This window comes from Bacteroides sp. AR29 (assembly GCF_900217715.1).
In the GTDB taxonomy this organism is placed as follows: domain Bacteria; phylum Bacteroidota; class Bacteroidia; order Bacteroidales; family Bacteroidaceae; genus Bacteroides; species Bacteroides uniformis.
Genome location: NZ_OBMS01000020.1, coordinates 1 through 21,879, shown reverse-complemented (window position 1 = coordinate 21,879; position 21,879 = coordinate 1). Strand labels below are relative to the sequence as shown.

The following is a 21,879-nucleotide window of genomic DNA, read 5'->3' as shown; positions in this document are numbered from 1 at the left end:
TGGTTTCATATTAGGCAATTATCTATTCAAAAGACAAAGATAAGTATATTGATTAAATTTCAAACTTCAAAAGAATGATTCATTATGCAACGTACTGCCTAAAAGGCAGTACGTTTTCTTCACATATATGTTTAATTGCCGTTGAATTATTACGTCAATCACATATATATTTAAAGGAGTGCATGCAACGAATATCTGCAGATGAAGTCCCGACATACACATTGAATACTCCCGGTTCAGCTATCCATCGATGGCTTGCCTCATCAAAAAACTTCAAATCATCAGGAGTGATAACAAATTCCACTTGAACAGTTTCATCAGGTTCGACCTCTACTTTTGTAAAATGCTTCAACTCTTTCAATGGACGGACAACGCTACACACCGGATCTCCAAGATAAAGTTGTACCACTTCTTTACCAATCTTCGTACCCGTATTAGTCAAAGGTACTGTTACCTTGATACTTCCTTTTTCATCCATCGTCTTCGATGACAGCCGAGACTTGCCGTATTTGAAAGAAGTGTAACTCAATCCATGCCCAAAACTAAAAAGAGCCGGAATCTTCTTTGTATCGTGCCAACGATAACCTACTAAAATATCATCTTTATACTCTTCTTTAGGATTGACACCGACATTGCGCTGATAATCCGTCAAAGACACATCGTCCTTGCCAGTATCGATACCCGGATAAGCCTCTTCACCAAAAAAGTGCGCCGAACAATCGCTTAACTTCACCGGGAAAGAATAAGGCAGTTTACCCGATGGATTCACTTTACCACTGATAACATCTGCAATCGACGCTCCTCCCATAGTCCCCAAATAAGAAATATGCAGGATTGCAGGCACTTTCTGCAACCACGGCATAGCATAAGCATTGCCACTGATATTGGCTATCACAAGATTTGGATTGACAGCAACAAGCTCTTCTATCAATTCATTTTGAGAAAAAGGTAAATTATACGACTTACGGTCAGTAGATTCACAATCCTGGAAAGCGTTTTTATTCAAACCTCCCACATAGATAACAACATCTGCCTGCCGTGCCTTTGCCACAGCCTCAGCACGCAAAGAGTCTATCACCGTCTGCCGCATTTCCTCCTCATGACCAAAAAAGGGACGGCCACATGCATAACCCTGGGTGTATTCTATCTTATCACCATATAGGGCACGCAGTGCATCAAGTGGAGAAATCATATCTTTTGGTTTCAATTCCGACGAACCGCCACCATCCGTAAGTCTACGGACAGCATTGTCACCAACCACCAATATCCGGTTATACTTATCAGCTTGTAATGGAAGAATGCCATTGTTCCGCAACAGTACGATGGACTCGTCACCTATTACTTTAGCCACATCATAATGTTCTTTGGTACAGAGTGAACCATACGGCTTATTCTGATTCAATGAAGTCCGGAAAATCAGACGCAGTATATTCCTCGCTTTCGCATCCACTGACGCCATCGGCAATTCCCCCTTCTTCAACATCTCCAGATAGGGGTCTGCCAAATAGTAGAGATTATACCCCAAGCTATTATCCGAAGTCAAACCGTTAGTATAAGACCCCATTTCGATGTCAAGACCATTAAGAGCAGCCTCTTTGGTGTCGTGAGCTCCTCCCCAATCCGTAATGACACAACCGTCAAAACCCCATTCATCACGTAGAATATCATTGAGCAGACGGGCATTATGGCAACAATGCTGGCCACGATACTTGTTATAAGCTCCCATGACGCTCCATGCTCCCCCTTCCACTATTGCCTGTTTGAAAGCAGGCAAATAGATTTCGTAAAGAGCACGGTCACTCACTTCAACGTCAACGGTACCACGCCACTGCTCCTGGTTGTTCAATGCAAAATGCTTCACACAAGCAGCAACACCGTTTTTTTGCAATTCCTTGACATAAGGAACCGCCATTACACCGGCAAGATAAGGGTCTTCACCCATATACTCAAAGTTACGCCCATTAAGGGGAGTACGGTAGATATTGACACCGGGACCTAACAATACGTCTTTCTTACGATAACGTGCCTCCTCGCCAATAGCCTTGCCATAGCGTGCAGCCATATCCGGATTCCAAGTAGCGGCAAGAGCCGTAAGAGCAGGAAAAGCCGTAATAGAGTCGTTGGTCCAACCCGCATAATTCCAAGTATTCCATTCAAACTCATGGCGAACTCCATGAGGTCCATCACTCATCCACAACTCTGGAATACCCAAACGGGGCACCCCTGCCGATGAGAACTTGCTCTGCGCATGGCAAAGTGCCACCTTTTCTTCAAGTGTCATACGGCTTAACGCATCCTCAACGCGCACTTCGATAGGCATATCAGGATTTTGATATATGGGTATCTGTGCACTAAGATTTGTGGCAGATGCAGCAAACAGCAGAAAAAATCGTAAAATGTAAGTATGCATTTTTCACTCTTTATTAGAAATTATTGAACTGTTACCAAGTCGACATAGTAACCGTGTCCCACACAAAGGAATCCGGCCTCAGCATTTATCTTGTCAATAACCTCTTGGGTGATAATCAGTTCGTAAACACCATCTTCACTGAATTCTATCTTATCCATCAGCCCTGTCCACCAACCGGTAGCAAGTTGCATCTGATGATATTCTGCTGTAGGCTCTATCGAATAATACACCCGCAAAATAGTTCCCGGCTTAAGGGCAGTCATCACTTCTTGAGGAATCAGGTTGAACGATTTGTTCGGATCACCGTCCGCTTTGTCCCAAGACACATAATGATGGCCTTCCCATAGGGCTTTCTCAGAAGAGATAGTAACTTTCTGTTCTGTAGTAACTTCACCATTGGCATAGAACTGTATACTCTCACCGGTCTTGGTCTTACCAGTCACTGTATATTCCCCTTCTGCCAGTTCCGGGCAAATCAGCGTGAGAGAAGTGGCAGTTTGCTCTGCAAATTCCACTACCTCCACATCAGCTACCGCAACCGAGGCAACAGCATCAAGATTAATACCGGTCATTATCCATGCCGTACCAACGGTAGCACGGTTGGCTCCCATTGTAATCATAGCCCCTTTAGTCACTTTCACTTTATTGGCGCCATATTCATTTCCTTCGGCATCGATAAAAATAACCCGGTAATCTCCCTCCGACAAGCCGGCAGGCACAGTATATTCCACATAATTGCCATCTTCCGACTCCACATAAGTAATATCCGTGGCAGCCATCCCACCAATAAGAATGCTTTCCACTTTATCCAGGTTATCGCCGTAAAAACAAGCTTTATTACCGGGAGCCACAATACGTTCGAATGCCACTTCAGTGGCACTGGGGTCATCTGCTAAAGGATTTACCTGAATAAGCCCTTCACGGTAAGTGGATTTCCCAACAGTGGTGGTAGCTGTTATTTTAAGGTGATAAGTTCCTGCCATAAATTCCTTTTCTATTTCAGTACCGGTAGCCACTTCTTCTCCATCCACAAACCAAGTTACGGTAGTATAGTCCGCGGGAGTCACCGTGAGTTTCATCGAAAATTTGCCGTCACGACTGAAATTGGCAAATGTGGCCAGATTTCCATTGACCCGATCCGGAAAGGTAGGGTCGAGTATACGAGGCTCATCATTGGGCGTAGCCGTAGAGAACGGCTCTTCGTCGCTGCAGCTTGTCAAGAAGGCGTTGAATGCCAATATGGCAAACAGCATAACATATATCTTTTTCATATTGATAGTTAATTTGATGTTGAACAGAAATTATTGAACATTATTTTTATCCCACCACACAGGGGTATTCCAGCTATTATTACCTCCCATACGCTCCAGCGCTTCCTCATAGTTTTTCTTATTGTATGAAGATTCCAGCACAGGATAGCACAGACGGACCGGGATAGCCGCCCCCCCAGTAAGAACCTGGCTGAAGCCATACTCTGCAGGAGACTTTAGCTGTGGGTAGTTGGAACGGCGTAAATTAGCCCAACACTCCAACGGATTGGTGAAATGCAGAATCCATGCCTGCGTATTGATAGATGCCTTTTTCTGCTCTACCGTGTAACCAATGATGTTATTGGCCATATAGTTGTCAAACTCTTCATCAGTTATTTTATCACATCCGTAATTGTCCGTCAAGAAGTCCATAGCCGCACGTACACCTTTTCTATAATGCTCTTCTACGGAGCCAGCCACATTCCATCCTTTCAGAGCAGCTTCTGCCAGCAGGAAGTCCACTTCGGCCGAGGTTATAACCACTCCCGGGTTTTCACCCTCAAGAAAGTTACTTGCCAACTTGGGTTCCGTTTCTGTATCCATGGAAATCTTTTCAATGGCAGGATTGCTTTCCTGCAATTCTTTTATAAGGTCGCTCTCGTACGCTTCGGGCCAAGGTTCATAGAAGAATGCACCTGGATCGCGCGGATGCGCCATATTTTTAGCCAATACCTCTTCAGTGATATCAATGCGCCCTTCAGTACTGGTTGTACTCATTATCTGGTCAAAGTAGAACCGTATGATAGCAAAAAACCGAGGGTCACCAGTATTGAACAACTGATTATAAAAAGTAGAGCAGATAAAACTGGGGTTATTGCGAGGGTCGTTACCATACAGCCGCTGTGATAAAGCGTTGCGACGATAGTCGGAATAGCTTTCGCCACCAAAGTCAAAAGCAATATCCAAATAAGGAATCAGTGCGTCATCAGCACCAGAGGCAATGATACCACCATCTGCAGCCAAAGCTTTTTCAAACTCTTCTTGGGCCTTCTGTGGGTTGGCATCCGAGATACGCATAGCATAACGCAGGCGGAGTGAATTGGCAAACTTCTTCCATTTGTTTATATCACCGTTATAAATGACATCTCCGGTGATGCGGTCCTTGGTACCATCAAAAGCTGTTACGGCAGCGTCGAGCTCCGCAAAAAAGTCATTGTATATCTCTTCTTGCGTGTCATATCTAGGCGTGAACTTACCATCGATAAAGCCTTTTCCCGCTTCAAAGTAAGGTACATCACCATAAATATCAGTAAGATGAGACATTAGATAGACACGATAGATGCGGACAGCCGCATTGATGTTCACCTTCTCTTCATCATCCATAGTACGTGCCTGCGCATCGGTAAGGTCCTTGATATTTTTCAAATAGTAGTTCTGCCAGATATGCCCCATCTCGTTAAGATCAAGTGTATGGCGGCCACCATAGTTCGTGGTATTCCAGCAGCCCATCAACTGCTGATTGAAGGCATAAATATAACTACGGTAAGTTTCACTCACCTCCAAATCTCCATAGGTATGAAGCTGGGCAGTGGTAAGTTGTGCGTTAGGATCGATGGTGTCAGCCTTTGAAGGATCGGTATTCATGCTCTCCATATACTCATCGCTGCAGGAAACGAAAAACAAAGTACATGCCGCCAACGCCATTGTGATATATGATTTATAGTGTCTCATTGTATATCTCTTTTTTAGTAAATGTATCTGATAAATTTCATGGGGTCTCTTAAAATTTCACATTGACATTGAAACCGTAACTCTTGCGTGAAGGCAGCGAACCATACTCCATACCCATACCGGTGGTATTGTTGTAGTTGGAGTCCGGGTCAATGTTCGGAATATTCTTCCAGACAATGAACGGATTACGGGCAACAAACGATATAGTTAGTCCGTCTACCACATTCTTCAGCCAAGCCTTGGGCAAGGTGTAGCTCAATGTAATTTCGCGACACTTCACATAAGAGTTATCATAGATAAACATGGAAGGGGCATTGCGACAAACACTCATCCAGTATTTCTCGGGATTAATCACAATGTCATTTTCACGATAAGTGCCGTCACCATTGTCTATCACACCCGGAGCAATAAAACCGCCGGTGGGTATCCAGTCAGGAGAATCCTTGGCATAGCCTGCTGCCTGACGGGCCTCTTCAGACTTATACCATGCTTCACGCCCTTCCAAAGTGGCCATGCTCTTGCCTGTTTCATGCGCGGCCCGAGCTGACATAGAATAAAGGTCTGCTCCCACCTTCACATCAAACACGGCAGAAAGTGAAATATTCTTGTAGGAGAAGTTGGTATAGACACCGCCAGTCCAGTCCCAGGACGCATTTCCCAGTACATGGTTGCTCTTGTCGTACATAGGCAATCCGGTTGAGGGATCGATAAGAATATCACCATTTTCGTTACGCTGGAAGTCGGGACCTACGATAGAGCCGAAATTCTCACCTACCTTGGCAGCCACTTGTACGTCAAGCCATGTAGCCTTTTCCAGTTCAAACATATCCATGTCGTCCACCAGTTTCTTCACCTTATTACTATTCTTCGAGAAGTTGAAATTCAAATCCCAAGAGAAGTCTTTCGTTTGAATCGGACGAGTGTTCAGAGCTATTTCCACACCTTTATTCTCAATTTCACCCGCATTAATCAAACGATAGCCGTAGCCGGAAGTCGAGGAGCTGGCCATACCCATAATCTGATTCTTGCTAAGCTGGCTGTAATAAGTGAAGTCCAAGCCGATACGGTTCTTCAAGAATTTCAGTTCCAGACCCATTTCGAATGAATTGGTCTTGGTAGGTTTCAAATCCTTATTGGGGATAGTACCGTTACTGATATAACCAATAGTATAACCGGGATAAGCAAACTTAGACTTGGTATACACCAATCCGAGCTGATATGGATCGGTATCACTACCAACTTGCGCCCATGACATACGCACTTTACCATAAGGAAGTTTGTCACCCAACTTCAGCAACTCGGAGAATACAAAGCTACCGGAGAAAGAAGGATAGATATACATGTTATTACTGATGGGTAATGTGGAAGACTGGTCGCCACGAAGGGTTGCATCAAAGTAAAGCATGTGCTTCCAACCCAAGTTAACGGCACCATAAATAGAGTTAATCTGCTTACGATAACTGTAAGGCTCTACACTTACTTCATTGAAGCTCATCAAAGCCACCACATCGCGAATCTTCATGTCCTTGGCAGTAGTGACTATAGTCTGGTTATTCACTTTGTACAAGTTACCTCCCAATGTCGCATTAAAGTCGAAATTCCCCCAAGAGTTATTATAGAGGGCCAGAAGCTCGAAGTTATACATGCGATTACGGAAATTATTATTCTGCAAGTAACCGGATTCATATCCCGGCGTGGTAGGAGCCTTGTAGTCTTCAAAAGTAAACCAATTAAGCTCAGCTCCTGCTGTTCCTTGTACCTTCAGGTGTTGAGTGATGTTCCAGACAACCTTACCATTGAAACGGAATTGGTCTTTCTTAGAGCTGTTTGAGTTCTTGTAAACATCCCAATAAGGATTCACATTATAAGGGTCCATACCATTCCAGTTGGCATATTCACCATTGGCATCCTGATAAGACTTGAGCCATGCCTGGTCATAAGTGGTGGCCAAAGTCATTAAATTCTTTCCAATATTCGATTTGCTGTCTCCCAATGCAGGACGATTTTTCACATCTTCACGGGTATAGTTAACACTGAAATCCAAGTCAAACTTCCCGGCACTGGTATTGGCGCGCAAATTGAAGATGTCCCTGCTCATGTGAGTCTTTGGCACAATATCCTTATTGCGCATATCAGTATAGGTGAAACGAATACCGGTCTTGCCATTATTCACCCCGATGATAGCACTGTTAGTTGCAGTAAAGCCTGTGCGGAAGAACTGGGAAGTATTGTCAGGAACTATCAGGTAAGGACGTTCCACACCATCAAAATACTTAAGCATATTGGTACCGTCAGCTTTGGCACCCCAGCTCATGTTCGTATTAGACACCGCGTTAATGGGATAAGTTCCGTTGGCACCCATACCGTAGACCTGCTGAACATCATCCCATTTAGCCAACTGAGTATCAAAAGTCAGCGTTCCGTTGTATTCCACGCTAACCTTATCCTTATTGGCCTTTTTGGTCGTGATAAGAATCACACCGTGGCTGGCACGACTACCATAAAGAGCCGAGGCAGCAGGTCCTTTCAGCACCGACATGCTTTCAATGTCATCAGGATTGACACTGGAAATACCGTCACCAAGGTCAAAACCGCCGTAAGTACCGGCACTACCAAAATTGGTATTATCCAAAGGTACACCGTCTATCACATACAAAGGCTGATTATTACCAGTCATCTCTGTACTACCACGTAATATCACACGGGAAGAACCGGAAGCTCCACCTGCAGTCTGGGTCACTACTAAACCTGGAACACGGCCCGCCATTGAATTGATGACATTCGTTTCTTTGGCCTTGGTCAACGCTTCACCCTGCACTTCAGCCACACCATATCCCAGAGCCTTACGTTCGCGCTTAATACCTAAAGCAGTTACGACCACTTCACTCAGCATCTTGCTGTCTTCTTCAAGTACAATGTTCAATGGAGCATTACCAGCCTTTACTTCTTGCTGTTTGTATCCTACAAAACTGATGATTAATGTTGCTCCAGGTTTAACATTCAGACTGAATTTACCATCCAGGTCAGTAACTACACCATTGCTGGTTCCTTTTTCAACAACAGAGGCTCCTATCACCGGACCAAACTCATCATTCACAATACCTGTTACTTTGTTGCTTTGCTGTTCTATTGCAAAATTTTCAAATGAAGCAGCCCTCACTTGCGAAAAACCTCCCCACAAACAGAGAGTAAGTGTGCCGCAGAGTAACGTGTTTTTACATTTCTTTACTTTCATAATATTAATAATAAAATTTGTAAACCAGATTCTCGGTTAGGCCGCAAAGTTCATTAAAGTATCCATTCATCAGGTTTGAATCCCCACATATCAGGTTTGAATTCTTACATTTTATCACAAGGCTCTGATTTTCAATACAAATACTTTCAACAATTCGAACTTATTGGATTATTGTTTTGAACATTCACAGAGTTAATGTACTTTTGTACTCGTTAACCAACATTGCATAGCAAATGTATATCTGCACTAAACAAACTCTACAGACTCTGGTCTTGCTTTTCTTCATGCTGTTCTCAATCACAGCCCATGCAGACAAGCATATCCAGCGTTTTTCCAGCCTACAATTTGGTACAGAAGAGGGGTTGAACAGCCTACGGGTCTTTTCCATCGCAACAGACAAGTCAGGAGCTATATGGATGGGCACACTTGATGGAATCAACCGTTTCAACGGGCGCTCGATGAAAAGCTATAAATTAGGGACCAACCAAAGGTTTTCCGATGCCTCAGGAAGTACTACCATGTTAACCATAAGCCCCAACAATTCACTTTATGCTTATAATAACGTAGGACGGATTTACAGATATAACCTGCTTACCGATCAATTTGAGCTCTACCTTGATTTAGCCGAACATATTTATATGGGCCTGGTTCTCCATTACCTTTTTATTGACTCTCAGGAACAGTTGTGGATAGGGCTCAATAGCGGTCTCTACTGTTGTCTATTAGGTGAAACGCCCCAACTTATTGATTCCGACTGCCATGTGACCTATATCACAGAATTACCTCAAAGTATGGCCATAGGTACCACATGTGACTTACGTATCTATTCCAAGGATAGGAATTTATTACAAAAACTCTGCCCGGACACCTATGTACAAAGTCTCCTACCACTTCCAAACAAGGAGATATTATTAATAGGTACTTTCAACTGTGGAGTGAAAAGTATCAGTCTCAGTTCATGGCAAGAGCAGCCTGTCAAAAACGGTTCTCTCCCTCACACTCCTATCCGTTCCATGATAGAAATGACACCGTCCACCGTTTTATTGGGTTTTGATGGAGATGGAGTGTACACCTACAACTTATCCAGCGGCGAAGCGGAGCCACTCTTCACGCGCACCAACCGGATGCTTACTGCCATGGGAGTGTATTCCCTATGCCGAGATTGCGAAGACAATATATGGATAGGGACTTATACCGGCGGGGCATTTCTCATGATGCCCGAGGAAACCAGTACAACTTTACTGAGACATCGCAAAGGAGAAGAACCATCCTTAGCCGATGACAATGTAAATGCATTCTGCGAACAAAGCAACGGTGAATTGTGGATTGCCACCGATAATGGTATCAGCATATACAATCCCCCAAATAACCGATGCAGGCAGATACTTCCAGGCAATGTGGTATTAAGTATCTCCATCGATTCCCAGGATATCATCGCTGCAGGCACTTATGGCAATGGAGTCTTTCTTCTCAACAGCCAGGGAGAAATTTTACATCATTACTTAAGCACCAACAGCAGTTTGCCTTCCGACTACCTCTCTACAGTACAGTTTGATACAGACAGAGATTTATGGATAGGGACAATGGACAACCAGTTGTTGCAACTGGAGCACCCTACCCGGCAGTGGAAATCGTACAACGTAATTAAAGCACGTTGCATAGCACAAAAGGATGCACATACCATTGCTGTAGGCACAGTGGACGGGCTGGTACTGATAAACAAACAAACAGGGAAACAGGCACATATATTTAAGAGCACCGACAACAAAGGGGAGGATTTCAATGCTTTCATTCAATCCATAGCATTTATAGACGATGAACAAGCATGGCTGGGAAGTGATGGCGGAGGCCTTTATTTGTGCAATCTGCAAACTCTTGAAAAAAGGGCTTTCTCTACCGAGCAACGTCTGCCCTCCAATCGTGTAAGTGCCTTGCTCATCGACCACAGCAAGATGTTATGGATAACTACCGACCACGGACTGGCCTGCCTTCCCCCACAGCCGTCCATGCAGATATACAACCAAAACTTTGAGCATGTGATGTCGAGATTCTACAACCGTTCCGCCGCTATCCTATTGGCAGATGGACGTGTAGCACTGGGAAGCACCACCGGAGTACTGATTTTCAAACCCCACATTTCACTCACTTCCTATCAGGCCCCGTCTTTACAGCTCACCAACTTCCGGATAGACAATATAGACAGCAGAGAATCCACAGACATGCGTCCAGAGCTCATGCAAATGCTGGCAGATAGCACCATCACTTTATCATACCGACACAATTCATTCACAATAGGATTTGAATCAGTAAGTTTCCGTTATCAGGAAGACATTGCATACGAATACATGCTTGAAGGGTTTGACCGTGACTGGAACAAGTTGGAAAACAATGAGCAACTGCGCTACACGAATGTATCACCAGGCAAATACCAACTTTGCATACGGTCATACAGCCTCAACAGCGGGCTTATATTAAGCAACCGGACAACAAGCATCACCATCTGCCAGCCATGGTGGAACACTTGGTGGGCTTGGCTATTATATACCATAACCCTATGCGGTATTATAGGAGTGATTATCAAAAGCAAACAGCAACAGTTGGTGCGCCACTATATGAACGAAAAGATTGCCTTCTTCGTAAGCATAGCCCACGACATCCGTACCCCACTTACGCTTGTCAAAGCTCCTTTGGACGAATTGCGTCAGGATTCCACACTTCATGCAGACGCCATCCGGTCTATAGGGCTGGCACATTCCAATCTCAACAAGCTACTGGACATATTATCACAGCTACTTGATTTTGAACGAATAGACCATTCCAGTATGAACCCCAAAATGGAGGCTGTGCCACTAAAACAGAATATCGACAACCTCTTCACTATCTTTCAACCGCTCTGCCAGCAGCAACAGAAAACATTGCAGGCAAGCAGCATTAACTGCCAGTTGGGGGTGTGGGCCGACAGTAAATTACTGGACCGGATACTTACCAACCTTCTATCCAACGCTCTTAAATACACTCCTGCTGGAGGGAAAATCAGCATCGACGTGAAAGCCGAAGCTGACAAAGTACAGATTATCGTCAGCGATACAGGTATCGGCATCTCCCCCAAAGAACAAAAGAAACTGTTTACAAGTTTTTTCCGTGCCAGCAATGCCATCAGTTCCGGCACTCCGGGCATCGGCTTGGGACTATTACAAGCCAAGCGGTTTGCCACTTTACTGAAAGGGGACATCAAAGTCAACTCCATCGTAAACCAAGGTTCGGAGTTCATGCTCATACTCAACAAGGCTGCAGTCACAGCCTCTGCCGTGCCCACTACCACTCCAATCACGAAAGATTTCACTACCACCGAAAACACCACACTTTGTGACTCGGACAAGGATACATTGCTCATTGTAGAAGACAATGATGAACTCCGCCTCTATATGCGCCGTATATTTGAACCGGTTTACCGGGTCATAGACAAATCCAATGCGCAAGAAGCGCTGGAATATATGGAAACGCAATATCCCAGTTTAGTGTTATCTGATATAATGATGCCCGGTATGCCGGGTGACGAAATGTGCCACCGTATAAAAAGCACTCCTGCCACTTCAGGTATACCGGTCATACTACTTACCGCCAAGACCTTCAGGACATCCATCATAGAAGGATTGCAGAAAGGAGCCGATGATTACATAGCCAAACCTTTCGACATAGATATACTGAAAGCCAAAATTCAGGCACAAATAGAGAATCGCAGACGCCTGCGGCAATACTATACGCAAATTGCTCTGCAACATACCCTTTCAACAGACAAGACCATCAAGGAAATGCCTGTACAATCTGCCGTGCCCAATAATGCGGACAGTGCCTTTGTGGAAAAAGCAACCCAAATCGTGAAAGATAACATAAGCGATTTTGAATTCGACATTGACCGGCTCTGCCGGCACATGGCTATGTGCCGGACTCTCTTCCACGAACGGCTGAAAGCTCTTACCGGGCATACCCCGCAAGACTTCATCCGTATTATCCGCCTTGAGCAAGCTGCCGCCCTACTGCAACAAGGAATACCGGTGACCGATGTTTCCATACAAACGGGATTTGTAAACTCCAAATATTTCAGCACCTTATTCAAGAAATATTTCGGTGTCCAACCCAGCCGATACACCGGGCAAAGAATGAATATAGGCTGATTTGTAGGATTTCAAACCTCTATATGCAGGATTTCAAACTATACATAACCCCATTGCCACTACCTTTGTCGCCATAAACCTATAAAACTGATTTTATGAGCACAAAATTCATCTGCTTGAAGAATGTAATGGCAATACTATTGTCCATAAACATTTTGTCCTGTTCCAGCTCCAATTCCTCCATAGAGGAGTTGCCCTATCTCACCGTGAAAAGTGTATCCCCTCAGAATCTCGCAGCTGCCGGTGGCGAAATAACCATCCGTGTTTCATCCTATCCCATCGCAACAGCCCAATCCGATGCCGGGTGGATAACACTGAAATCAAATACTTCTTCCGATAGCCTTACGTCATTTACATTTACAGCAAAAGCCAATAAAGGGAATGCCCGTGAAGCCGGCATAACTATCACGGCCGGTGAAAAAGAAACCAGCATCATCATCACCCAGGCTGCAAATAATGAACAAGAGAGCAAACCTGCCATAGACGAGAATCTCCCTGCTGTAAAAGTGGCAAAGGAGTTGGGGCTCGGATGGAATCTGGGTAACCAGCTTGATGCCCATGTAAACGAAATAGCCGACGAAACCTCATGGGGCAACGGCAAAGTTACACAAGAAACACTCTTGAAAGTAAAACAAGCCGGATTTACATCAGTCCGCATCCCCGTTACCTGGTTGGGAAAAGTAGGCGAGGCCCCACACTATCACATCGACACGGACTGGATGAACCGCGTGGCAGAAGTAGTGGAATATGCTGAAAAAGCCGGACTGAAAGCCATTATCAACATCCATCATGACGGACACCGCCACATCCACGAAGACGGTTTTGACGAGCATCGCTGGCTTGACATCGTAGGAGCAGCACAAAACAAGGACATGAATACCGCTATCAAAGAGCAACTCAAATCCATGTGGACACAAATAGCCCAACGTTTCGAGAACAAAGGCGAGTTCCTCATTTTTGAAGGCCTCAATGAAATCCATGACGGAAGATGGGGCTCTGGCACCAATACCACCGACGGAGGCAAACAATATGCCATACTCAACGAATGGCAACAAGTTTTTGTAGATGCCGTCCGTGCCACCGGCGGCAACAATGCAACCCGCTACTTGGGTATCAGCGGCTATTGCACAAGCCCTAATCTTACTATAAAACACTTGCAGCTCCCGACAGACCCGGCACAAGACCGTCTGTTAATATCAGTACACTACTACGACCCTGCCACCTTCGCATTGGAAGATAAATTTGCAGAGTGGGGACACACCGGCGCCCCCAGTAAAAAAGAGAGCTGGGGAGACGAAGAGCATCTTAAGAAAGTCTTTGCAGCATTAAGAACCGCTTACGTAGAAAAAGGGATTCCCGTATACATTGGAGAAATGGGGTGCGTACACCGCAACAACAACCGTTCTGAAGCATTCCGCAAATACTACCTGGAATATGTATGCAAAGCTGCACGCACCAATGGCATGGCCGTATTCTATTGGGACAACGGCAATGCCGGCGCCGGACGGGAATGTTCCGGGCTGATGAATCACACCACAGGAACTTATGTCAACAATGGAAAGGATGTGATAGATGTCATGACCAAAGGGTATTTCTCCAATGACCCTTCATATACATTAGAAAGCCTATACAATAACGCTCCACAATGAAAGTTCGACAATCTCTCACTTAGCAACAAAAGGGGGAAACCGGGTAGCACCCTTTCCGCGTTATAGCCTCCTCTGAATATCCTCGTTACTGTTCCGCTGACCCTTGCTACGTATATCACCACCGAAAGTATAGGATACACCGATATGGAAACTGGTAAAGGCAAACTGATTGTCGGCAATTATCTTCAGCCCGTTGGACATGGTTTCCAATTTGGAATGGCTGACAAACAAATTGTTGACATTCAGGCTGAGGCTGAGCTTATTGTCCAACAACCGGTAAAGCATACCTGCACTGATACTGTAAGTGGGGCTCATCAGATAGATGCCCTGATACTGACGGGAAGAATAGGAACCGGACAACGTAGCCAGAAGAGTCTTCTTTTCATTGAAGAAGAAAGTGTTGCGCAGACTGGCGTCATAAGCCCACCCTTTCTCCTCGGGAGAGGTGGTGGCAGCGCTGGAGGTGGTCCGGCGATAGCTCACTCCATGCTGGGCGTAAGCTTGCAGCCATTTGGTACGGAAAGTGTACGAATTGTTAAGCCCGAAAGCATGCGTCTGCATGAAATTCTCCCAGAGAAAAGAGGTCACATTCGTTTCGGCATCCAAGTCCACAACCTGGAAGAATACATCGTCCGAATAAGAATAATAGGCAGAAACATTGAAGTTATTCTTCAACGTATATCCCAGCTCGACATTGTAAGTATAACTAGGTTTCAAGTCTTCACGACCACAAGCGTAAGTGTACTTGTTCTGATAGAACGGAAAAGGATTGACCATATTCTGTGACGGACGGGAGATGCGGTTGGAGAAACTGAAGTTCAGCGCATGCCCGTCAGTAGGCGAATAAAGCAGATAGACAGTAGGGAATAAGCGCGTATAGTCGTGCTTGTCCTCCGTATCCTTCGCTTCGGAAATACCGGTAGTGCGGGTGTGCTCCATACGCAAGCCCAACTGCATGGAAAAACGTTCGGAATATTCACGGCTATAATCAGCATATAAGGCATAGATTTGCTCCTTGTAACGGAAATAATCATCCTGCACCAGCGTAGGGTCCGACGTATCGTAATTGATACCGTTGCGAGTGTTGGTAAAGGAGACCTTGGCACCTGCCGTTATCTTGTACTTTTCAAAAGGAAGGATGAAATCAAGAGCGGAGGAGACTACATCTACCTTGCGATGTTGCAGATAGTTGTAATCGAAGTTTGTGCCCGGAATCTCCGTACCGTCAGGCAGGAGGGTTTTCGAGAGAAAGCCCATATTTTCGTCCCGGTTGTCACGCAGGTAATCCACATCCCAAGTCATTTTCTTGCCTTTGTCATCCCAGACCTTATCGGTATGAAAATTCAGATTGAGGCGGTCGGAACTGGTATCCTTGTCACTGTTGGAGTACAGCAAAGAATCCAATACGGCGGTAGAGGCATCGTAAACTTCCGTCCATGAAAGGGCGTTGCCCGGTTTGGGAGCACTGTGATTATAGATGGCCTGCATACCTACAGTCCAGTCCCGTTCCAACGATACGTCCACACCTCCCTGAAGGTAGAAGCTATTCATGTAATTGGTGTAGTCGGCACGGCTGTTCCAGGTGTTCTGCGGAAAATAGCGGTAATTCTTCTCACACGTCTCATAGTTGCCCTGCGTAGTACCCCCGTTGAGGAAGGATGACACGCGCCCCTTGCTGAGATTCAAGCTTACCCCGCCATATCCGTAATTGTCCTTTTCACCAGCGCTGTAGGAAGCGGAAGCCGTACCACCCACGTAATCTTTGGGACGTGACTTCAAGCGGATATTGATGATGCCTGCATTTCCGGCGGCATCGTACTTGGACGGAGGCGTGGTAATCACCTCCACCTTCAGTATCTGGGAGGCGTCATAGGAACGGAGGTAATCTATCAGTTCATCTCCCGACAGCTTCGTCTCACGGTCGTTGATATAAACCTTGATACCCCCTTTACCTATAATACCAATACTGTTTTGTCCAACCTGCAGACCGGGCACTTCACGCAGAAGGTCGAGTGCACTGCCTCCGGCAGAGGCTATGGTATTATGTGCATCGAACACTACCCTATCCACCAGACGCTTGATAACGGGACGCGCGGCCGTAACGGTCACTTCGTCCAGCAAGGCGGAAGAAGATTTCAATGTCAATTCGCCAACGTTTTTGTTTCCTTGCAGCACAACGGGAACGTAGAGGTCTTCGCTGCCGATAAGGGTAATATGCAACAAGTATTCTCCCAGTGGCTGGTCAAAGGAAAAACAACCTTGTGTGTCGGTCAGCATACCGGTAATATAGGTACTGTCTTTTGCCTGCTTCAGCAGCACATTCGCCACCTCTACCGGTTGGCGGTTCTCGTCCTGCACACAACCGGAAAGCCGGTAAGTCTGGGCGGAAAGGAAAGTGGCCATACTTGCCAAGGCCATCCATACCATCACTCTTTTTCTAACGTTGTTCAGTAGATTTTCTTTCATTATGCGTTTGATTTCAATGTTTTACTCTTTGTATTTCGCTGAAACAAAGATAGGGGTAAAACATGCCTCAAACGGTCTATATCGGGGAATAAAAAGTCTATACCCCAAGACTACAAATCACTACATATCAACACTTTAATTTTACAAAAGTCTATATTATGCCTTTTCCGGTCTATATGCTGCCTATAAACTCTACAATGCCTTCCTTCTCCCCCATCCCCAGTTTCTTGCGGATATTCGTCTTTCGCTGGTAAATGGTAGGAATGCTTTGTTGTGTCACCACACTAATCTCCTTCGTCGAGAAGTCCGCACAGAGCAGGCAGCAAAGCTGCTTTTCTTTGTCAATGAGCACATCTCCAAAACGGCTGTCCATCTTTGTGTAGAAGTTATCATACATCCGGTCTATGATAGGGTACAAGTCCTCCCATACCAGCAAACTCTCTACCGGCAGTTCATGGCTGGTAATACCCGAAATGCGGCGAAGCAGCTCCTGATTCTGCGAGGTAGGTTGTTTAGCCACCAGCCGTATCATGCCTAATTGCTGCAACAGTATTTTCCGGAAAAACTGTCCGTCTTCCTCCTTCGACTGGTTCTTGGTCGCATCTTCCAACAGCCGGGTCAGTGTTTCCGCCCGTTCTTCCGCTTCAATCAACCGGTTACGCCGGTTACGGACATAAAGGGACACACCGCCACCTGCAAGCACCAGTACCAACAGTGCCAGCAACAAATTCAACTGTGCCTGCTTCCGTTCCACCGTCAGAATCAAGTTGGCTTGCGAAAGCGTCTCCTTCGACTCGTCCTTACGCCGGACAGTACTCTGCAACGCAGTAAGAGCATTGGCTACAGAATCATTATAGCGCGCCACGTCCAGCACATCAAACGTACGGTGACGTGTATAATCTATCAATGCCCTATATACCGCCACCATATTCTCTTCCGTCAGAAACCGGTTCCGGCCCTCGCCACGTTTCCTCTCCTTATTCAAATAGTATTCCGCCGAATCAAGCTGCCCTTCTTTCAAGAACACTTCCACTTTCACCAGATCTCCCATACGCAACTGCACCGGGTCGATGACATACTGCTCCATACGACGAATAGTAGCTATTGCACCGGAAGGTTCATCAAAAGAGTAAGCCTGCATCTGGGCATAGTTACGCAAATAATGCACTATCTTACTGGTATCTCCTGCCTCCACTGCCAGTTCTATGCTGCGCTCCATGTAATAGGATGCAGAATCATTCTTGTTCAGCCCCATGGCAATTCCCATAGAGAAGAAGCTTCCGGCTCTTGCGTCCAAAGCTATGGCGGTACGGAAAGTTTCTATCGCTTTCTCATAATCTTTCCAGACATACACATACCAGTATGCCTTATCAATCAGCATATCAGCCATTCTTCCCGTGTCCTGCAGCGCCTTGGCCAAAGCTACGCCGCTGTCAATGGCAGCTATACACCGTTCGTGCTCTTTCAGCCAATACCAGTACCAGGCTTTCAACTGATAGGAAAACAGATTCTTCGCCGTGTCGTTGCGGAAGACGTAATAATCGGAAGCAGGCAATATCAAGGAATCTTCCGCCATCGAGTTGTGCCGTTTATAGTGCACATAAGCATTCAGCCATCCATACAACAGCCTCTCCTCATCCGAAAGTTGCGATGGCCTCTCTATCTGTACCAGCAAGGCATACACGCTGTCCACATTCATATTCACCTGCTTTTCTGCCAGATGTAACAGATGTGCCTCATTCATCTGCCGGCAGGTAACAAGGCACAGCAACGCAAACAATAGTCCAAGGAAAGGTAATCTATTCATAATATAGGAGATATAGTTTTTTCTATCATTTGTCTGCAACCGCAGTTTCCAGTTGCTTCAGCGCCTGCTCCAACACCGAACGCGGGCAGCCGATATTCAGCCGCATAAATCCCTTGCCCGGTTCACCGAACATGGTACCGTCATTCAGCGCCAGGTGTGCCTGGTCTACAAATAATCTCACCAGTTCCTCCTGAGTCAGCCCCAATCCCCGGCAGTCCAGATAAATCAGGTAAGAAGCCTGCGGACGTATCATGCCGATGCCCGGAATATGCTCGCGCAGGTAGTTCTCCGTGAAATCGATATTGCCCTTTATATAGTCCAGCAGCTGTTCCAACCATTCCTCACCATGCATATAGGCAGCAGCCGCACCGATATAGGCCAACATGTGCCCTTCGCTGAACTCGCCCGCTTCCATGAACTCCTGAAAACGGTGGCGGATGTCCTCATTGAGGATAATGGCGTACGAACTTCCCAATCCCGGCATATTGAATGTTTTGCTGGGTGCCATGAAGGTGAGGGAATTCTGCGCGGCAGCCCCCGAAACAGTAGCAAAAGGATGGTGTTTGTAAGGTGGCAGAGTCAAGTCGGCATGAATTTCATCGGAGATGACAAACGTATGGCTTTCCGTACAAATATCAGCAATCCGGCGTAATTCGTCCACCGTCCATACACGCCCGCCCGGGTTATGGGGATTGCAGAGAATCAATACTTTGCATCCTTGTATATCCTTACGGAAACGCTCAAAATCAATCTGATACTGTCCGTCTTTCAGGTCGAGCGGAGAGTAAACCACTTCGCGCTTCATGCGTTGCGTCACCAGGAAGAAGGGATGATAAACGGGAGTCATCACCATTACCCGGTCGCCGGGATTGGTGAAGCATTGCAATGCGAAGGCTTGACCGCGGACAATGCCGGGTACAAAAGTCAGCATCTCGCGAGTGACGTCCCAACCATGGCGACGACTGAGCCAGCTACAAATGGAAATATACCATTCCTCACACGCAGACGTATAGCCTAGCACTTCATGTTCAAGACGCTTCCGCAAGGCTTCCATCACAAATGGAGGCGTGCGGAAATCCATATCCGCCACCCACATGGGGAGGAGGTCATCGCGCCCCCATACACTCTTCACACCGTCCCATTTCACGGAGTCGGTACCACGGCGCTCTATTACTTCATCAAAATTGTAAGTCATATGCTTGCTTTTTTATAATTCAACGCATCAATTTGTTTTGTTTTTATACGACCCATTACCGCTGCCTTATTTTTGTAAACAATAATCATATCGGGAAAAATATAAATACCGCCACATCCCACACTGCATGAGACAAGATAATAGCGGCAAAGCGGTTCGGAAAGAAACGGTAAAGCGCGCCCCATGCCGCCCCCACCACCAGAGCCGCCATGACCAGCATGAAGTTGCAGGAACCGGCATGCACCAGTGCATAAATCAAAGTAGCCACCACAAAACCCGCATTCGGATTCCAGCGTTTGGAAAGCGTGCGTTGCACATAGCCGCGCCAGAAAATCTCTTCCGCCGGCCCTATCAGCAACAGTAGCAATGCCGCCAACAGCCAAGGAGACTCTCCCTCTTTCATCCCATAAATGGAGTCCACCTGCGGACGGGCAAAATCGAACATCCAAGATGACACCTTGTCTCCCAACCAGAAAACGCCCCACAAAGCAACAGCAATGCCAATTCCCAGCAAGACATTCGGCAAGCTCCACTTCACCTCCCGCCACCAGCCGGGATTGAACAAGGTGGCAAACACGGACAGCGTGAGCGCAGAACCGGTCATCATCCACCAGAAATTCACGAAAGGAGCCGTCCAAGGCGAAAACATGACCGTCCACAGCACGGCAGCCAGCAGAATGGTAAAAATCAGCTTCTTCATGATAGCAAACCGGCTACAACGAACGACAACGTGAACAGCAGACTGAACAACAACTGGAGTTTTGCCGTCATCTCATCCAGACCGGCTATGGCACTTTCTCCCTTTCCGGGAAAACGAGACACCACCCGTACATTGCCTATGGCAGGAACCAGTGCCGGCATCACCAGCAGGGTCCATAGAGGAAGAGTTCCCGCAGCTATCAAGCCGGCTATCCAGCCAAAAGGGAAAAGGACTTCGGCACAATAAACGTACATCGACGCCTTTCCTCCCAGCTTCATGGCCAGTGTCTGAATCTCGGCACGGGCATCGGTACGCATATCCCGTGTATTATTGGCATGCAGAATGGCCACCGTAATCAGTCCCACCGGCAGAGCTATCCACAAGACATTCCAGTCAACTACTCCCGTAGCCACATAGCAGGTACCCAACGTCGGCAGCAAGGCATACGCCAAAAAGATGACGACATCGCCCAACGCACGATACTTGAGCGGCGGATAAAGCAACGAGCAAGCCGCGCCGCCTATACCGATGTACAGCAACGGCAACCCCGTACGCCACAGCAGGCCGACACCCGCAACAAGGGCAACTGCCAGCAATGCCATCGACAAGCCATATATCTCGCGCGGAGCAAACATCCCGTCGGTCAAGGTCTTGGCGCCAAAGGTATCCCTTGCATCGACCTTATGCTTATAGTCAAAATAATCGCTCCAGGTATTCCCGGCAGCGTGAAACACGACGATGTTCAGCAATGCCCAGATGCCGTTCACCCAGTTTATGTCCTGCTGCATCCAATACAGATATGCCAACGTCACCACCACCGGCATCGAAGAGGCGGGGAATGACCACGGACGCACCGCTATCATCCAATCTTTCAAAGAATGTTTCTTCATTTGTTATTTATCATTTATTTGTGCGCAAAAGTACGAAATATCTTCGCTTTTTTAAGAAGCTGTTTTGAAATGATTAAATTATTTATATTTATCTGTTAATCAGTTGGTTAATTGAAATAATTTTCGTAACTTTATGGTTGCAAAACAAATAGTTATGAGCAATTATTCAACTAACCTAACTGAAAAACAGTGGCAAGTTATCAAAAATATTGTAGAACCACAAGAAAGAACTAGAAAAAAGTGTCTCAGAGAAATTCTGAACGCCATATTCTATATCAGCAAAAGTGGCTGTCAATGGCGAATGTTGCCTTCCGACTTCGCCCCTTGGCAAACTGTTTACTACTATTTCCGCAAGTGGAAACTCGAAGGGG

Annotated in this window: 12 protein-coding genes; 3 read left to right on the top strand and 9 right to left on the bottom strand. The window is 46.2% G+C overall.

All coding sequences use genetic code 11. The annotated features are described in order from the left end of the window. Positions 1-154: 154 nt before the first annotated feature. From CSD97_RS13050 to CSD97_RS13035, 4 genes are read right to left on the bottom strand one after another with little or no spacing between them, the layout of a single operon-like run. Positions 155-2,410: a glycoside hydrolase family 3 C-terminal domain-containing protein gene (locus tag CSD97_RS13050; protein WP_022401735.1), complete on the bottom strand. Its 2,256-nt coding sequence runs from the start codon at positions 2,408-2,410 to the stop codon at positions 155-157. Positions 2,411-2,430: 20 nt separating this feature from the next. Further along, positions 2,431-3,681 (bottom strand): hypothetical protein, encoded by a 1,251-nt coding sequence (locus CSD97_RS13045; protein WP_061411421.1) that lies wholly within the window; start codon positions 3,679-3,681, stop codon positions 2,431-2,433. Positions 3,682-3,711: 30 nt separating this feature from the next. Then, positions 3,712-5,391 carry a SusD/RagB family nutrient-binding outer membrane lipoprotein gene (locus CSD97_RS13040; protein ID WP_022401737.1) on the bottom strand — a complete coding sequence of 560 codons (1,680 nt, stop codon included), beginning with the start codon at positions 5,389-5,391 and terminating at the stop codon, positions 3,712-3,714. Between the two features lie 49 nt (positions 5,392-5,440). Next, a complete protein-coding gene (locus tag CSD97_RS13035) occupies positions 5,441-8,626 on the bottom strand; it encodes a SusC/RagA family TonB-linked outer membrane protein (RefSeq protein WP_098032541.1) in 3,186 nt (1,061 codons plus the stop codon). 233 nt (positions 8,627-8,859) lie between these two features. Between CSD97_RS13035 and CSD97_RS13030 the strand changes: the two genes are divergently transcribed. Both CSD97_RS13030 and CSD97_RS13025 read left to right on the top strand, forming a co-directional pair. Beyond that, complete coding sequence (locus CSD97_RS13030; RefSeq protein ID WP_098032540.1) at positions 8,860-12,801, top strand: ATP-binding protein; 3,942 nt, start codon at positions 8,860-8,862, stop codon at positions 12,799-12,801. A gap of 95 nt (positions 12,802-12,896) precedes the next feature. Beyond that, on the top strand, positions 12,897-14,450 hold the full coding sequence (locus CSD97_RS13025; protein ID WP_061411411.1) for a cellulase family glycosylhydrolase: 1,554 nt from the start codon (positions 12,897-12,899) through the stop codon (positions 14,448-14,450). Between the two features lie 60 nt (positions 14,451-14,510). Here the strand turns inward: CSD97_RS13025 and CSD97_RS13020 are convergent, their stop codons facing one another. The 5 genes from CSD97_RS13020 to CSD97_RS13000 all read right to left on the bottom strand — a co-directional run bounded on the left by CSD97_RS13020 (position 14,511) and on the right by CSD97_RS13000 (position 21,508). Next, positions 14,511-16,916: a TonB-dependent receptor gene (locus tag CSD97_RS13020; protein WP_061411409.1), complete on the bottom strand. Its 2,406-nt coding sequence runs from the start codon at positions 16,914-16,916 to the stop codon at positions 14,511-14,513. 172 nt (positions 16,917-17,088) lie between these two features. Then, positions 17,089-18,723: a hypothetical protein gene (locus CSD97_RS13015; RefSeq protein ID WP_098032539.1), complete on the bottom strand. Its 1,635-nt coding sequence runs from the start codon at positions 18,721-18,723 to the stop codon at positions 17,089-17,091. A gap of 25 nt (positions 18,724-18,748) precedes the next feature. Then, the gene (locus tag CSD97_RS13010) at positions 18,749-19,918 is read right to left on the bottom strand and encodes a PatB family C-S lyase (protein WP_098032538.1); all 1,170 of its coding nucleotides are present in this window, start codon (positions 19,916-19,918) and stop codon (positions 18,749-18,751) included. An 85-nt stretch (positions 19,919-20,003) separates the two neighbouring features. Then, positions 20,004-20,618: a CPBP family intramembrane glutamic endopeptidase gene (locus CSD97_RS13005; protein ID WP_005823820.1), complete on the bottom strand. Its 615-nt coding sequence runs from the start codon at positions 20,616-20,618 to the stop codon at positions 20,004-20,006. Beyond that, a complete protein-coding gene (locus CSD97_RS13000) occupies positions 20,615-21,508 on the bottom strand; it encodes a prenyltransferase (protein ID WP_008665553.1) in 894 nt (297 codons plus the stop codon). The genes CSD97_RS13005 and CSD97_RS13000 overlap by 4 nt, the downstream gene beginning before the upstream one ends. Before the next feature lie 133 nt (positions 21,509-21,641). On the opposite strand from CSD97_RS13000, the gene CSD97_RS12995 reads away from it, so the two are divergent. Then, positions 21,642-21,879, top strand: a 238-nt coding sequence (locus tag CSD97_RS12995; RefSeq protein WP_244284034.1) for a transposase, incomplete at its 3' end; no start/stop codon positions are given.